Source organism: Pseudomonas sp. NPDC096917, from assembly GCF_044762555.1.
In the GTDB taxonomy this organism is placed as follows: domain Bacteria; phylum Pseudomonadota; class Gammaproteobacteria; order Pseudomonadales; family Pseudomonadaceae; genus Aquipseudomonas.
Genome location: NZ_JBIWEO010000007.1, coordinates 173,676 through 189,344, shown reverse-complemented (window position 1 = coordinate 189,344; position 15,669 = coordinate 173,676). Strand labels below are relative to the sequence as shown.

Annotated in this window: 11 protein-coding genes; 10 read left to right on the top strand and 1 reads right to left on the bottom strand. The window is 56.4% G+C overall.

What is annotated here, in order from left to right; translation table 11 throughout:
• Window positions 1-142 precede the first annotated feature (142 nt).
• The 7 genes from ACIQYF_RS10615 to ACIQYF_RS10585 all read left to right on the top strand — a co-directional run bounded on the left by ACIQYF_RS10615 (window position 143) and on the right by ACIQYF_RS10585 (window position 10,710).
• Entirely contained in the window at window positions 143-2,230 is a 2,088-nt protein-coding gene (locus ACIQYF_RS10615; protein ID WP_402860620.1) for a hydantoinase/oxoprolinase family protein, read from the top strand.
• The gene (locus tag ACIQYF_RS10610; RefSeq protein WP_402860617.1) at window positions 2,227-3,891 is read left to right on the top strand and encodes a hydantoinase B/oxoprolinase family protein; all 1,665 of its coding nucleotides are present in this window, start codon (window positions 2,227-2,229) and stop codon (window positions 3,889-3,891) included. Before ACIQYF_RS10615 ends, ACIQYF_RS10610 begins: the two co-directional genes overlap by 4 nt.
• A 27-nt stretch (window positions 3,892-3,918) precedes the next feature.
• Complete coding sequence (locus ACIQYF_RS10605; protein WP_402860614.1) at window positions 3,919-5,307, top strand: aminopeptidase P family protein; 1,389 nt, start codon at window positions 3,919-3,921, stop codon at window positions 5,305-5,307.
• 52 nt (window positions 5,308-5,359) lie between these two features.
• Window positions 5,360-6,250, top strand: coding sequence for a hypothetical protein (locus ACIQYF_RS10600; RefSeq protein WP_402860611.1), 891 nt, complete (start codon window positions 5,360-5,362; stop codon window positions 6,248-6,250).
• 29 nt (window positions 6,251-6,279) lie between these two features.
• Complete coding sequence (locus ACIQYF_RS10595; protein ID WP_402860608.1) at window positions 6,280-7,095, top strand: aspartate/glutamate racemase family protein; 816 nt, start codon at window positions 6,280-6,282, stop codon at window positions 7,093-7,095.
• Between the two features lie 149 nt (window positions 7,096-7,244).
• Window positions 7,245-8,594, top strand: a complete 1,350-nt coding sequence (locus tag ACIQYF_RS10590) for an MFS transporter (protein WP_402860605.1) — start codon at window positions 7,245-7,247, stop codon at window positions 8,592-8,594.
• 130 nt (window positions 8,595-8,724) lie between these two features.
• Complete coding sequence (locus ACIQYF_RS10585; RefSeq protein WP_402860602.1) at window positions 8,725-10,710, top strand: avidin/streptavidin family protein; 1,986 nt, start codon at window positions 8,725-8,727, stop codon at window positions 10,708-10,710.
• Between the two features lie 192 nt (window positions 10,711-10,902).
• Here ACIQYF_RS10585 and acs read toward each other — a convergent pair whose 3' ends face one another.
• A complete protein-coding gene (gene acs / locus ACIQYF_RS10580) occupies window positions 10,903-12,858 on the bottom strand; it encodes an acetate--CoA ligase (protein ID WP_402860599.1) in 1,956 nt (651 codons plus the stop codon).
• A 416-nt stretch (window positions 12,859-13,274) separates the two neighbouring features.
• Between acs and ACIQYF_RS10575 the strand changes: the two genes are divergently transcribed.
• The 3 genes from ACIQYF_RS10575 (at window position 13,275) to ACIQYF_RS10565 (ending at window position 15,657) form a co-directional block, all read left to right on the top strand.
• Window positions 13,275-13,538: a DUF2790 domain-containing protein gene (locus ACIQYF_RS10575; protein WP_402860596.1), complete on the top strand. Its 264-nt coding sequence runs from the start codon at window positions 13,275-13,277 to the stop codon at window positions 13,536-13,538.
• Window positions 13,539-13,681: 143 nt separating this feature from the next.
• Complete coding sequence (locus tag ACIQYF_RS10570; RefSeq protein WP_402860593.1) at window positions 13,682-13,978, top strand: hypothetical protein; 297 nt, start codon at window positions 13,682-13,684, stop codon at window positions 13,976-13,978.
• 428 nt (window positions 13,979-14,406) lie between these two features.
• A complete protein-coding gene (locus ACIQYF_RS10565; protein ID WP_402860590.1) occupies window positions 14,407-15,657 on the top strand; it encodes a ribonucleotide-diphosphate reductase subunit beta in 1,251 nt (416 codons plus the stop codon).
• Window positions 15,658-15,669: the final 12 nt, after the last annotated feature.

The following is a 15,669-nucleotide window of genomic DNA, read 5'->3' as shown; positions in this document are numbered from 1 at the left end:
AAGCTGACCTACCCGCCCTGCCCGTTTAAACCCATACCCATTGCCTCCTAACATCGAACTCAACGGTTAAGACGCTCGGGCACTCTGCTCGGCTGGTTTCATACAACCAACAAGAACAAAAACCAGGAGTCACCCTGTGGGTATGAAAGAAAAAACTGTACGCGTAGCCACCGATGTGGGAGGCACTTTCACGGATCTCGTTTATTTCGAAAGTGACCCCTCGACCGGCCAGCAAATCATTCGCACGGCCAAGGTCGATACCACGCCACCCAACTTTGCTCAGGGCGTACTTAACGTCATCCACAAGGCCAACGTTGCCCTTGAGACGGTGGACTTTCTCGCCCATGGCACGACGGTTGTCATCAACGCGCTGACAGAACGACGGGGCGTTAAAACGGCATTGATTACCACCCGCGGATTTCGCGACATCCTGGAAATTGCACGCGCCAATCGTCCGGATTATTTCAACCTGAAATGGGTCAAGCCTGCACCTTTCGTGCCTCGGTATTTACGCTGCGAGGTCAGCGGTCGCCTGCATACTGATGGCCGTGAACGCGAGCCACTGGATCTATCTACCCTGCCTGACATGCTGGATGCCTTTCGCCACGACGGCGTCAAGGCTATCGCAATCTGCTTGCTGCACGCCTATGCCAATACAGCCCATGAACGAGCCGTCCTGGATGAAGTCAAGCTACTCTGGCCTGACGTGTCAGTGGTTGCTTCTCACCAGATCACCCGCGAGTGGCGTGAATATGAACGCACCAGCACCACAGTGCTTTCAGCCTATGTGCAGCCGATCGCCGCACGCTATCTCGACGAGCTGCAAGCTGGCTTAAGCGCTGCGGGCTATAAAGCGCCGCTGTACATCATGCAGTCCAACTGCGGCGTCGACAGCGTAGCGCATGCCAGGCAAATCCCCATCACCATGGTCGAGTCTGGCCCCGCCAGTGGCTTCTGGGCGGCCGCCGAACTTGGGCGCCTGATTGATGAGCCCGACCTACTGGGCCTGGACATCGGGGGCACCACTGCCAAATGCGCCCTGATCCGCAACGGCCAAGTCACGATCAAGACCGACTATTGGATTGAACGCAATCATGTCAACGCGGGTTACCCGATCATGGTGCCGGTCGTGGACCTGGTCGAAATCGGTAATGGCGGAGGTTCAATTGCCTGGGTTGATGATTTTGAAAAACTGCACGTAGGCCCACAGTCCGCAGGCGCCCAGCCTGGCCCAGCCGCCTACGGTAATGGCAGCGTCGAGATCACGACCACAGACGCCAATCTGGCCTTGGGGCGCATCAACCCGGATTACTTTTGCGGCGGCGAAATGGTTGCCGATTTAGCAGCCGTGGAGCATGGGCTCGACCTTTTAAGCCAGCGCTTGACCCTGCCGCCCGAAGAGATCGCCCGTGGCATTGTGCGCCTGGCCAACGACAACATGGTGAACGCCCTGAAGCTGGTGTCGTTAAGCCGGGGGCATGACCCACGCGATCTGACCCTGATGGCTTTTGGCGGTGGTGGTGCCCTTCACGCAGTGGCGCTTGCTCAAGAGCTGGGGGTCAAAAAGGTCATCGTGCCGCGCAGTGCGGCGGTGTTTTCAGCATGGGGCATGACCCTCTCTGACCTGCGCCGCGATTGGTTCATCAATCGCTTTGCCGACACCACGCAAGCGGATGCTCTGACAGAAACACAATGTTTTCTGGAGGGCTTGATGCGCTCAGGCTGCGAGCAGTTCGCCGCCGAACAGATTCCGACAGAGCAGGTGGCGCTGACTGTGTACTGCAAGTTGCGCTACCAAAATCAAGAACATGCGGTGGAAGTGCAACTCAATGACCAAGAGTCTATTGACCAACACTGGCCCCTGATCGAGCAACGTTTTCACCTCCAATACGAGCAGCACTACACCTACCGACTCCAGGCCCCGCTCGAGATCGTTGGTTTTCACCTGATAGCCGTCGCGCAAATCGGAAAGTTGCAGCCCGAAGCCCTGCCTGTTACCGGCCGAACGCTAAACGCCGCCTGCAAAGGGGTGCGCCAGGTGGATTACGCCTTGGAAGGCGTGCATGAAGCGACCCTCTACGACTACGCCCTGCTTGAGCCCCAGATGAGCTTCAGAGGCCCCGCCATCGTTGAGGACTGCGGCACCACCGTGTTGATCCACCCCGACAACCAGGTGCGAGTCGATCATCTGGGCAATTTACATATCATCTTAGAGGGTGACCAAGCATGAACATGCACACGCTCGACATTTTTACCCGCGATATTATCCAGAACTCACTGCAAGCCATTGCCGACGAAATGTTCGCAGCCATGCGCAAAGCCGCCATGAGCCCGATCATTTACGAGGTGCTAGACATGGGCACCGGCATTACCGACGCGCATGGCGAAATTGCCAGCTCCGGGGCCGGGATACCCGCCTTTGTCGGCGTGCTGGATAAGGCCGTAAAAAAGATATTGCTTGAGCACTCGCCCGAAGAAATTCAGGAGGGCGATGTATTTATCAGCAACGACCCGCACGACGGCGGTGCAGTGACCCACCTTAACGACGTAGTGCTGGCAATGCCGGTGTTCGCCAACGGCAAGCTGGTGGCCTGGACAGCCAACATTGCGCATTGGAACGATGTCGGCGGTATGGTTCCCGGCTCACTCTCGACCCAAGCCGTCGATATTTTCCAGGAGGGCTTGCGCCTGACGTCGGTCAAGATGATCAGTCAGGGGCGCGCCATTCGCTCTGTGCTGCAGATTTTGCAGGCCAACTCACGCATGCCCGACTTTATGGAAGGTGATCTTTGGGCAGGTGTTGCCGCTGTGCGCGGCGGGGCACTGCGCTTGCAACAATTGACACAGAAATACGGCACGGAGCTGTTTTTACTGGCGATGAAGGATTTTATGGACTTGGGCGAAAAAATCTCGCTCAAGGCACTACAGGCTTTACCCAATTGCAGCCTCGACCTTCAAGAAATGCAAGACGATGGCAGCGAATTCAAGCTCACGATCGACATCCGCGACCACGAAATGATCATCGACCTGCGAGAAAACCCCGATCAGTGCGCCGGACCTAACAACCTCAGCCGTGACGGGACAGTGGTTGCCGCACAAATGGCGTTCAAGGCGCTGACCGCACCGCAGGGTACGACCAACGGCGGCACCTTTCGCCCGCTCAAGGTGCTGACGCGGCCGGGGTCACTGTTTGATGCCCAGTCGCCTGCGGCCGAAGGCTTCTATTTTGAAAACCTGATTCGCGTCCACGATCTGATTGTGTGCTGCCTGGCCACCCAGTTTCCAGATCGCCTTCCAGCAGGCAACTTTGCCTCGGTCTGCGCCACCATCATTGGCGGACTGCACCCTGACACTGGACGCAGGTACACCCTGGTAGAACCGGAAATAGGCGGCTGGGGTGGAGAGTCAGGCCGCGATGGCAACAACGCCGTGTATTGCGGCCTGCACGGCGAAACCTACAACTGCCCCGTCGAAATCTGCGAAGCCCGTTACGGGCTCTACGTAGAGCGCATGGCGCTAAATGACGAACCCGGCGGCCATGGCCAATTTCGCGGAGGTCGAGGTATTTGTATCGACTATCGAGTCCGTACCGATTCCAGTTTCATGACCTGCGGTTACACGCGCTCGGTCATACCTCCATGGGGCCTGATGCACGGTGCAACGGGGTCACTCAATTATGTTGAAGTCATTCGTAGCTGCGGCCTGCGCGAGCGCTACGCCATGGCCAGCAGCATTAGCCTGGATGCAGGCGATCTGATTCGCGTGCGCACAGGGTCGGGAGGTGGCTATGGACACGCCAGCAATCGCTGCGAAAAGGCAGTGCGCGAGGACCTGAAAAACGGCTACATCGACGCCCAAACTGCCCGTACGGTTTACGGCATTACGGTGTAACGCGGCCCTTTCGCAAAGGTACTCAGCATGTTTACACCCGACGTTTACATCCAGCGCCGAAACACATTGCGTCAACGTCTGAGTAAAGGCGTTGCTCTGCTGATCGGTCATAACGAGGCGCCCATTAACTTTGCGCATAACACTTACCCGTTTCGCCAGGATGCGACGTTCAGCTATTTTTTTGGCCTCAACCAACCTGGGCTGATCGGACTCATAGAACTCGACAATGCCCAGGAGACGCTATTCGTCGAAGACAGTACCGATCCGGACGCAATAATCTGGCATGCCCAACACGCCTCACCCGCGCAGATGGCAACAGCTTCTGGGTGTGACACCGTCAAAAGGCGGCACCTTTTACAGGCTGCCATCAATAAAGTCCTGCGCTCAGGCCGACCTCTGCACTTTTTACCGCCTTACCGCAGCGACACGGCCTTGACCCTGTCACAGATGATCCAATGGCTACCCAAAGATCTAGGGCGGCTAGCATCGCGCAGTTTGACCCGCGAAGTCGTGGCCATGCGCGAGGTCAAAGAACCGCGAGAACGGGCCCAGATCGAAAGCGCCTTACGGGTCACCGACGAAATGCACCGGCTGGCAATGCGCATGACGCGCGCGGGGATGGTCGAAAGCGAAATAGTCGCTCACATGCGCCAGGTGCTCGGCCGCGAAGGTTTGCAAGAAGCCTACTCGCCGATTTTTACTCGCCATGGAGAGATCTTGCACAACCTTGAGCATGGAAACCATTTGCTCAAGGGTGATCTGGTTATCAACGATGCCGGTGCCTGTAGTCCACTGGGTTATGCCAGTGATGTGACCCGAACACTGCCTGTAGGTGGGCGTTTTGAGCCGCACCAGCGTGAACTTTATGAGTTGTTGCTGGACGTGCAAGAACACGCGATACAGCAAGCTCGGTCACACGTACGCTTTCTGGACGTGCACCTGGCTGCTGCACACCGGCTCGCTGACGGCATGAAAGCACTGGGTTTCTTCACGGGAAACACCGCAGACATCGTTGAGTCGGGTGCCTATGCCCTGTGTTTCCCGCATGGCCTAGGCCACCTGCTCGGCCTTGATGTACATGACATGGAGTCGTTAGGCGAGAACTGGGTGGGCTATGACCATTCTGTCTCCAGAAGCGAGCAGTTTGGTCTATGCAATCTGCGCCTGGGCAAGCCCTTGAAGCGCGGCATGGTGCTGACAGTGGAGCCCGGGATTTACTTCATTCCCGCACTGATCAAGCGCTGGCAAGCCGAACGCAGGCACACCGGCCTCATCAATTACGAACGTTTCATTGCCTACGAAAACTTCGGTGCCATGCGCATTGAGGACGTCGTACTCGTCGACGACAGCAGCGGCCAAGTGCTGGGGCCCACGATCCCCAAACACCCCGATGACGTAGAAAACTGCATGGCGTGATCGTGCCAGCTCGCGCCAACGCGCACTAAAACAACAATAAGAGAGCTTGAAGATGAACTCACCTCACTCATTGCGCTTAAGCGCAGGCCTTTCACTCGCCTTGCTTTTGGCTATTAGCCCGCACGCAAGTGCCGAACAATTCATTGGTTTTGCCCAGCCGGGCATTCCGGACAGTTGGGCGGTGGAGTCCTTCCCGGTGATCACCCGAACCAGCGATGGCAAGACCAGCATCGCCGCCAATACGGTGCTGGCCTACTTCTCCGAAACCGGTTTTACCGGCACTCAACGCGATCAGTTGCAGTTCTGGGTCGGGACGATTCCAGGCTTTGCCAGTACCAACGGTGCAAAAGACAGCAGCGCCTGGGGTGTTGCTTCACCCAACCTTGGGTTCGCCTATTACTACAACGTCGTAGAACCGAGCAGTGAGTACGGATCTGCGGACTACACCACTTTCTGGACAAACCCAACACTGATGGTCGAGTTTCCAAACGGGAATGACGAGATCGCTGGCCACGGTGCGTTCGCCAATCGATATGCCGTGAGTTTTAGCGTCGCCAATTATCTGCGCGTGGGCCGCTTTGCCGCCACCTTCACGCCAGTTGGCGTCCATTACGCCGCCCGAAACCGCAACCACACCGACTTCGACAGTGGCGACCCCACACGCCTGCGGGGTGGGGTCAGTGTGTGGCTGGCCGATGTTGCCGCGGGCTATCTGATTAACGAAGACCTGTGGTTGGGAGTGCATCACGTCTACAACATCAACAACACTACAGCGTCGGATTTCAAGGAATCGCGAGCCGGGAAGATCGGCCCCTCCATGACCTATACCGGGTTTTCCAAAGAGGGGTTATTCGTGTCTGCCAATCTGAATTTTGACTATTACCACACCGCCAATCTCAAACGCTCCAACACTTTGACCCTGGCACTGGTGAAGTTTTTCTAGCCCCAGGAACAACGACTGAGGATTTGTATATGGACACCCCCGCACTCACCTCGAACACGCATGATTTACCCGTATCCGTGCGCTGGCTAAACCCGATTGGTCACCCCACCTTTGATGCGCCGATTGCACACTTACTGCGCGCTATCAAAAACACTTCCACGCAGGTCGAAGTGGTATCCCTGGACCTGAAGCCCAGCCCTACACACTTGGAATACCGGGCCTATGAAGCACTGACCTATGACCCCATCGTGCGCATCTCCCGCGACAGCGCCCAGCAAGGGATAGATGCTCTGGTGGTGGGATGCTTTTACGATCCGGCACTGGAAGATGCCCGTGAAATTTCTGGCGACACCCTTGTCATCGCCCCTTGCCAGGCCAGCCTGCAAGTCGTGGCTAACCTGGCCAACCGCTTCTCGATCATTGTCGGGCGCACCAAATGGATGGAACAAATGCACGCCCGCGTTCAGGCATACGGCGCAGGGACCCGCCTGGCTTCAATGCGCCCCCTGGGCATGCGGGTGGATGAGTTCCAGCGTGATCACGCCCTCACCCGGCGAAAAATCATCGAGCAAGCGCGTCTGGCGGTCGAAGAGGACGGCGCGGAAGCCATCGTCCTTGGCTGCACCCTCGAGTTCGGATTCTTTGAGCAAGTTCAGTCTGAAATTGGCGTGCCGGTCATCGACCCAGTCGTCGCAGCCTTCAAGATGGCCGAAGCCCTGGCGGGCATGAAGCAGCGCTTCGGCTGGTCACCCAGCCGGGTCGGCAGCTGCGAGCCGCCACCCGAAGCCGAAATCCATGCCTTCGGCCTGTTTCAGGGGCCTGTGCCCATTGGCAATCGGGTTTAGGGTCTGTACGAAATGTTTTCGAGCGAAGGTCAGGCGAGCCTGTTTTCAACGCTGCATCACCGAGCGCAGATACATTTCGTAAAGAGCCTAGTCGAATGCGCGCACTACCGAGCACCCCACCTACTTGATTTCAACGGGATAACCTACCCATGAGTATCAGTCACCTATGCTCTTTACAGGCTCCAGATAGTGGCACAAACACCCTGCAGGTTGGGGATGTCTTCCGCGACGTACCCTTGACCCGCGAGCATTTGAAATGCTGTCTCGCGCTGTTCTTTGTCTTCGCCATCGAGGCGTGGGAGATGATGATCATCGTCTATACCGCGCCGTTGATAGCGCAGGATTTCGCCCTCGATACCCTTGCGGTGGGCAACCTGATTGGCGCCATGTTTATCGGTATGCTGCTGGGGTCTCTGGCTTGGGGCAAAGTAGCCGAATGCATTGGCCGTAAACGCGCAATCATCTGGAGCCTGGCGCTTTACGGGGTGATCTCGCTGGCGAGCGCTTTTGCCCCCAACTACATGTTCCTGTATGGCCTGCGGATGCTGTCGGGAGTCGCAGCGGTGGGCATGATGGTCGTCACGTTCGCCCATTTCCAGGAGTTACTGCCACTGCGCCATCGCGGCGCGTTATCGGTCTACCTGGCCGCGGGCTGGCCCATCGGAATGCTGCTGGCGCTGGGCGTAACCGTGTGGCTGCTGCCCTTGGGCTGGCGCGCGATTATTGTGCTCAGTTCACTGGGCAGCCTATGGGCGCTGGTCGTCGCGCGCTGGGTTCCGGAGTCGCCCTATTGGCTGGCAGGTGCCAACAAACAGCAGCAAGCGCGTTCTGTCATTGAACGGCTTAGCCTTGGCGCTGTGATAATCCCTGAACATATCCAACTACAAATCGACCAGACCACCCAGGGTCATCAACGTGAATTGTTCAGTGCTGCGTTATGCAAAATCAGCGTGCTGCAAATCGTCGTTAACTTCACGTTTTCGTGGGGATATTGGGGGCTGCAAACCTGGCTCCCGACACTGTTGCAACAACGCGGCCTGAGCCTGCCCCAGAGCTATGGTTTTATCGCCCTGTCAGCACTGTTCATGATTCCTGGCTACATGGCGGCATCATGGCTGACCACACGCTGGGGGCGCAAAAAAACCATCATTGCGTTTATCAGCGCCTCGGTCGTTGCGGGCTACGGTTTTGCGAACGTACAAAGCCTTGAAATGCTCTACGTGAGCAATTTTTCCCTGGCCTTCTTCAGCCTTGGTGCCTGGGGCGTTTGGGGCACATGGATCGGCGAACTGTATCCAACTCCGTTGCGCACTATTGGCTACGGCTGGGCCATTTTCGCCCAACGGGTGGCCAACATCATGGCGCCCAGCCTGATTGGCGCGCTCATCGCGTATGGCTCGTCCTTCAACCTGACCATCACCCTGATCAACGGTTTCATGTTCGTGACCGTGCTGCTGGTGCTGTTCATACCAGAAACCGAGGGCAAAGCGTTGCAATGATCAAATCCGGCAAAGGCTATTGTCCTTTCTTACAAAGTTACTAGACCCAGCCAATATTCCGGGCATCACAACCCCCTTTCAATACGGCGAGGCATGGATACGCCATCGCCCGTAAAGGAAGTCAACGACTATGACCGAACATACTTTGGCACAAGGACTGGTTTTTCAAATGTACCGTGGTCCATTCCAGAACAACGGAGCCACTCCATGGTACTCACCCCTGGCACTGGGTACCCCCGGCCAGCCGCTGAAACTGGCAATCGACTCTGGCACCAACATCACATGGGCAACCTCCACACTTTGCCCGCCGGATCAATGCCAACATTCCAGTACAGGCCGGTTTGATTACCAGAAGTCCAGCACATTTGCCTTTACTGATTGTCTGCAACGCCCCTATAGCTTTGGGCCGTGGGGCACGATGCAGGTAGCGACCGGATCTGATGCTCTGGCATTGCCCAATGGCACCTCAGTGGCGATGAATTTATTTTTGGCAGCGAACTATTCGGGCGAGCAGTTCCGGCAGTTGGATTGGGACGGCGGCATTGGTCTTCCGTCCAGTAGCGCTTATGTCGAAGGTCGCAGTTCGTTTTTATTTCAAGAATTGATTCGCAACGCAGCTATTGACTCGACCCGGCCCTATGTCTGCTTCGATTGGGACCCGGTAAAAAAGAGCGGCACCTGCGCGATGGGGACCATTGACGAGAACAAAACCAAAGGTGAGCACCTCTTTCTACCTTGGTCGGTCTACAGCAAATTATCCGGGGTGCAATACATCTGGTCGTCTGAGCTGAGTTCTTACGCCGTTGGCGGCGAAACGCTGGCCACCCATATCCACTTTGCGCTGGACTCCGGCTCTTCGCAGTTCAAGGGCGATGACACCCTCATGAAGCAGACGCTGGAACGCATCGCACGCGGTGGCAACCCCGACGTAGTGCTGGGGTTTGCCGACGGTGAAATCACCCTGGGTGCCAATCTCTATAACGTGCCGATCGAGGCAGGCCCACAAAAGGGGCAAACGATTCCACAATTTGCGCCATTGGGCTTAACCGATCTGGTGCTGGTCGGTTCACTCGTCATGGAGCATTGCTACACCGTTCACGAATATCAGGTCGTGCAGTGCAGCCCCAATATTTACTCTCTGGCCCCGGTCGGTATCTGGCTATTCAATCGCCCCGAAGGGCCACAAATCATCACTCGCTCATCCTCAAGACCTTTCAACCCTGGACGAGGTACGGTCGCAACTGAAAAAACCAGCCCTGCCCCCTCCTCATCGGCACCCGATCTGCTTGGACGAGGCTCGGTCGCGGGCACTTGGCAAAATGAATATGGTTCCTTGATGACCTTGAGCGTATCCGGCCAGACCATATCCGGCGTCTACCAGTCCTCAACCGGCTCTACAGGCATGTATGAAGTGGTGGGCCATCAGATGGAGGCAGCAGCCACTCAGACTTTGGGCCAACCCGTGGCGCTGGCGATCGAATGGCATTCGATGGGTGAAGGTTCAATTGACCCTAGCTGGAACTGGGCCTCGGGGCTTTATGGCCAAATCAGCCTGGTGGGTGCTGAGGAAGTGCTGACACTTTCGCATTTGTTAGTCGCCAGCAGTGACTTCCCAGGGTTAGCCAAGGAAGGCACCTATGTCGACAAGCTGACTTACCGGCGCAGTGTGGCCCTAGAGCACGAAGTTCAAAGCACTGCCCCGCCAGTGCCGCAGAGCAGTAAAAGCAGTAAAAGCAGTAAAAGCAGTAAAAGCAGTAAAAGCAGTAAAAGCAGCCTGGCAGGTACATGGGAAGCCAGCGACGGTACATGTTTGAAACTGTATGTCGAAGCGGCAAGAGAAGCTCGCTTCGGTCGGGTACACGGCCGTTTGAGCCTGGCTTCAGAGCAGTCGCCGATATCCGGCTTCACCGACATCAATGCCGAAAAAATGGGGTTGTCACGTCAATCAGTGGCGATCACCAGCGCTCATAAAAACAATGTACTGACACTGTGCGGGACCTTGCAGCTCAAGGACGATGCGCTGGAGTTGATGATGTTGACCGGCGAGCCAATTGCGCCCACGCATGCCTACGTGCAGACCCGAATGTCAGCGCTGACATTCAGGCGCAAGGGTTAAGAGCCAACAGGCACGCACACAACCTGTGTAGCCGCAGCCGAAGGCTACGCTGGAGCGCGAAGCGGTCCTGTTTTTAAACATTGAAGGCGAAGGTTCTTCTGCCCTTATCGCCGCCTGCGGCAGCGGCTACAAGCCTATAAAAAAGCCCCGCCGGGCATGACCTAGCGGGGCTTTGTGGGTGCTAAAGGCGCATTACGCGACCTTCATGCTCTTATGGGTTTCAATCAAATGTTGCACCACGCCCGGATCAGCCAGGGTCGAAATATCCCCCAGGCCGTCATATTCACCGGTGGCAATCTTGCGCAGAATACGGCGCATGATTTTGCCCGAGCGCGTCTTCGGCAAGCCCGGCGCCCACTGGATGACATCAGGGGATGCAATCGGACCAATCTCTTTGCGCACCCAATTTTTCAATTCCAGACGCAACGCTTCGCTGGGTTCTTCGCCACCATTTAGCGTGACGTAGACATAAATGCCCTGCCCTTTGATGTCATGCGGCACGCCCACAACGGCAGCCTCGGCCACTTTAGGGTGCGCAACCATCGCGCTTTCGATTTCAGCGGTGCCCATGCGGTGGCCCGACACGTTGAGCACGTCGTCCACACGACCGGTGATCCAGTAGTAACCGTCTTCATCGCGACGCGCCCCATCCCCCGTGAAGTACATGCCGCGGAAGGTCTTGAAGTAGGTATCAACGAAGCGATCATGATCGCCGTACAAGGTACGCGCCTGACCCGGCCACGAATCCAGAATCACCAGATTGCCCTCGGCCGCGCCTTCGATCAGGTTGCCCAGGTTGTCTACCAGGCCCGGCACTACGCCAAAGAACGGACGCGCCGCAGACCCAGGCTTGAGTGCGTGCGCACCCGGCAGCGGGCTCATCATGCAAGCGCCGGTTTCGGTCTGCCACCAGGTATCAACAATCGGGCAGCGTTCTTTACCAACCGTCGTGTAGTACCAGTTCCAGGCCTCAGGATTGATCGGCTCACCTACCGAACCCAGCAAGCGCAAGCTGGAGCCATCAGCATCTTTAACCGCCGCCTGACCTTCCGCCATCATGGCGCGAATGGCCGTTGGTGCGGTGTAGAGGATGTTGACCTTGTGCTTGTCGACGATTTTTGACACGCGGGTGATGTCCGGATAATTCGGCACACCTTCAAACAATAAGGTAGTCGCGCCATTGGCCAGCGGACCGTAGACGATGTAGGTGTGGCCCGTGACCCAGCCCACGTCAGCCGTGCACCAGTAGACTTCACCCGGACGGTAATCGAACACACGCTCGTGCGTCAGCGCGGCATACAGCAGGTAACCGCCAGTGGTGTGCTGCACACCTTTTGGCTTGCCCGTGGATCCCGAGGTATAGAGGATGAACAGCGCTTCTTCAGCGCCCATTTCTTTGGGAGCGCAGTGGGTCGACGCCACCGCCATCAAGTCGTGATACCAAATGTCACGGTGTTTGTACCAGGCAATGTCGCCGCCGGTACGTTTGAACACGATGATTTTCTGCACGCTTGAGGTGTCAGGGTTGGTCAGCGCCACGTCGACATTGGCCTTGAGTGCTGTGCGCTTGCCGCCACGCACGCCTTCGTCGGCCGTGATCACCACTTTGGATTTGCAGTCGATGATCCGACCGGCCAGCGCCTCAGGCGAGAAGCCGCCGAACACCACCGAGTGAATGGCGCCGATGCGGGTACAGGCCAGCATGGCGACAACCGCCTCAGGCACCATGGGCATATAGATAGTCACCACGTCACCGCGATGGACGTCCTGGCCACGCAAGGCGTTCGCCAGCTTGCACACTTCTTCGTGCAGTTCACGGTAAGTAATGTTGCGCTGCTCGGAAGGGTCATCACCCTCCCAGATGATAGCGACCTGATCGCCGCGCTCGGCCAGGTGGCGGTCCAGGCAATTGTAGGAAACGTTAAGAGTGCCGTCCGCGAACCATTTAATGTCGACATGGTGGTCGTCGAAGGAGGTCTGTTTGACAGTCGTGAACGGTTTGATCCAGTCGAGGCGCTTGGCTTGCTCGCGCCAGAAGCCATCCGGGTTGACGACGGACTGCTGGTACATCGCCTTGTAGGTCGCCTCATCAGTCAGCGTATTGGCTGCAACTTCAGGGCGTACGGGATACAGGGAAGCGGCACTCATGTCTCATACCTCAATGTTTGTAGTTGTTGTTTTATGACCCTGTTTTAGCCGGGCCTGCGCGTGAGATCCATTCGACGTTGGTAGTAAGAAACACACAGAAAAATCATGGCTTTTCTGCGCAAGGCTCAAGAACAACACTGACAGCGCTTTATCCATCGCTGCCGAGCTCAAAAAACCTGAAAGCACAGCCTGTTTTCGACGATTGTTGCAGATTCTGTCAACAGTCTTTATCAAAAGTCCCTCTATATGCCTGCACGGCACAGGCCTAAAATTCATCTCGCCAACCAAGGCACTGCGATTAACGCAAGTTACAGCCCCCACGAAGGCCTATTTAATCGCTCTTAATTAATCCAGTTTCACACGCAGCCTCACAAGGGTTGCGTGACCCAACTCGACCCAAGACAGGTAAAAAATAAATGAAAGCGTTGTTAGTTCTGGCCCTCAGCAGTGTGTGTTTAAGCGCTTTTGCTGATGAAGCAAGTACTCAGGTTTCGCAGCCAACACCAGCGGTAGAACACTATTCTTACTCTTCCGACCTGGACATCGCCAAAGTGATTTCCATGAGCGAGATCCCCAGCGTTTGCGAAGTAGTCCCCGCGCAAATGGTTTATCTGGACTCGCACGGCATGCAGCACACCCTTGAATACCGCGTCATGGGCAACGGCTGCTCCAACGGTTGATTGATAGGCTCATCGCTTACTAACGCTCAATCACCTTATTGGTTAATGCGATCCAACGCGGCACTTAACTGCAACTTTTAATGTTCCAACTTACTTGATTGCAGAGTTACCTGCCTGCGCTTACATCGCCAGGGATTTATAAAATGAAACGCGCTTTAATCATGGCTTTTAGTTTGTCCGTACTTGCTGGCGCTGCCTTTGCTGCTGACGGTTATGACAACACCCGCTCAGCCACATTTGCCGAAGACGGCTACGACAACACCCGTTCAGCTACATTCGCCGAAGACGGCTATGACAACACCCGCTCAGCCAAATTTGCTGAAGACGGTTACGACAACACCCGCTCGGCCACATTCGCCGAAGACGGCTATGACAACACCCGCTCAGCCAAATTTGCTGAAGACGGTTACGATCGCACCAACGGTCATCGTTTGAGCTAACACCGCCTCGACTTAACGCCCGGTTTCGACCGGGCTTAGTCTGCCCCGCAAAAAACCCCGCCACACTCTCCCCTCGCCCCAGCCGTAGCTATGCTTATGTCCAGGCCAAATCTAGGGCATTTCGTCGCATCGACCAAAAAAAAACTGGCTGAAATACCCTGTACAAAACCCTATACTGGCGCCTTCCAAAGGGAGCACAAACCCTTGAGCGGGCTGTAGACCACGCTACTCCGGCCTTCAGGGCCAGGGCGACCCTAACGTCCCCCGAGCGACAGCGGAGCAGCCCTCGAAAACATTCATGTTTTTGCGTGCGTTAACCGCTACTGCAAGCAACATTTCTTAGATCCAATCGGCCAATGGCCATGTGACAACCCGACCATAAGTGTTATCACACGGCCATCAGGCCCTCACGCAGGAGACGACACGTCATGCTGAGCTGGGACGAATTCGACAAAGAAGACGAAGGCGAAGTCGCTGTTAAAGGCGCCAACGCTGGCCACGCTACCGAAGCCAACATGGACCGCCTTGACGCCGCAGGCGGCGTTGCAGCGCAGGAAGCCCGTGCAGTCACTGCCACCGATTCCACTGCAATCAAGCGTGCCAAGGCAGCACTGGACAACCTCGACATCGCTGAAGGCCTGGCCGAGCTCGAAGGCGCCAGTGCTCGAGTTGCTGTCGATGAAAAGATGATGATCAACTGCCGCGCCGACCTTAACCAGCTCGTACCGTTCAAGTACGACTGGGCGTGGCAGAAGTATCTGGACGGTTGCGCAAACCACTGGATGCCGCAAGAAGTCAACATGACCGCCGACATCGCCCTCTGGAAAAACCCGGAAGGCCTGACCGACGACGAACGCCGCATCGTCATGCGTAACCTGGGCTTCTTCTCCACCGCTGACTCCCTGGTTGCCAACAACCTGGTGCTGGCCGTATACCGCCTGATCACCAACCCGGAATGCCGCCAGTACATCCTGCGCCAAGCGTTCGAAGAGGCAATCCACACCCACGCCTACCAGTACTGCATCGAATCGCTGGCCATGGATGAAGGCGAGATCTTCAACATGTACCACGAGATACCTTCGGTCGCTAAAAAGGCCACGTGGGGTCTGAAGTACACCCGTTCGATCTCCGATCCGAAGTTCGAAACCGGCACCGTCGAGACTGACAAAGAGCTGCTGCGCAACCTGATCGCCTACTACTGCGTTCTGGAAGGCATCTTCTTCTACTGCGGCTTCACCCAGATCCTGTCAATGGGTCGCCGCAACAAGATGACTGGCGTTGCCGAGCAGTTCCAGTACATCCTGCGTGACGAATCCATGCACCTGAACTTCGGCATCGATGTGATCAACCAGATCAAAATCGAAAACCCGCACCTGTGGGACGCCGAAATGAAGGAAGAAGCTTCGCAGATGATCCTGCAAGGCACCCAGCTTGAGATCGAATACGCACGTGACACCATGCCACGCGGTGTACTGGGCATGAACGCGGCCATGATGGAGGACTACCTCAAGTTCATCGCCAACCGCCGCCTGTCGCAAATTGGTCTGAAAGAAGAGTACCCAGGCACCACTAACCCATTCCCATGGATGAGCGAAATCATGGACTTGAAGAAAGAGAAAAACTTCTTCGAGACCCGGGTTATTGAGTACCAAACTGGCGGCGCACTGAGCTGGGATTGATTCCGGTCTTGA

Bases quoted from the DNA above. Each gene is read 5' to 3' on its own strand.
- ACIQYF_RS10565 (WP_402860590.1), top strand. From the start codon at position 14,407: ATGCTGAGCTGGGACGAATTCGACAAAGAAGACGAAGGCGAAGTCGCT.
- acs (WP_402860599.1), bottom strand. From the start codon at position 12,858: ATGAGTGCCGCTTCCCTGTATCCCGTACGCCCTGAAGTTGCAGCCAAT.
- ACIQYF_RS10585 (WP_402860602.1), top strand. From the start codon at position 8,725: ATGACCGAACATACTTTGGCACAAGGACTGGTTTTTCAAATGTACCGT.
- ACIQYF_RS10605 (WP_402860614.1), top strand. From the start codon at position 3,919: ATGTTTACACCCGACGTTTACATCCAGCGCCGAAACACATTGCGTCAA.
- ACIQYF_RS10595 (WP_402860608.1), top strand. From the start codon at position 6,280: ATGGACACCCCCGCACTCACCTCGAACACGCATGATTTACCCGTATCC.
- ACIQYF_RS10575 (WP_402860596.1), top strand. From the start codon at position 13,275: ATGAAAGCGTTGTTAGTTCTGGCCCTCAGCAGTGTGTGTTTAAGCGCT.
- ACIQYF_RS10590 (WP_402860605.1), top strand. From the start codon at position 7,245: ATGAGTATCAGTCACCTATGCTCTTTACAGGCTCCAGATAGTGGCACA.
- ACIQYF_RS10610 (WP_402860617.1), top strand. From the start codon at position 2,227: ATGAACATGCACACGCTCGACATTTTTACCCGCGATATTATCCAGAAC.
- ACIQYF_RS10600 (WP_402860611.1), top strand. From the start codon at position 5,360: ATGAACTCACCTCACTCATTGCGCTTAAGCGCAGGCCTTTCACTCGCC.
- ACIQYF_RS10570 (WP_402860593.1), top strand. From the start codon at position 13,682: ATGAAACGCGCTTTAATCATGGCTTTTAGTTTGTCCGTACTTGCTGGC.
- ACIQYF_RS10615 (WP_402860620.1), top strand. From the start codon at position 143: ATGAAAGAAAAAACTGTACGCGTAGCCACCGATGTGGGAGGCACTTTC.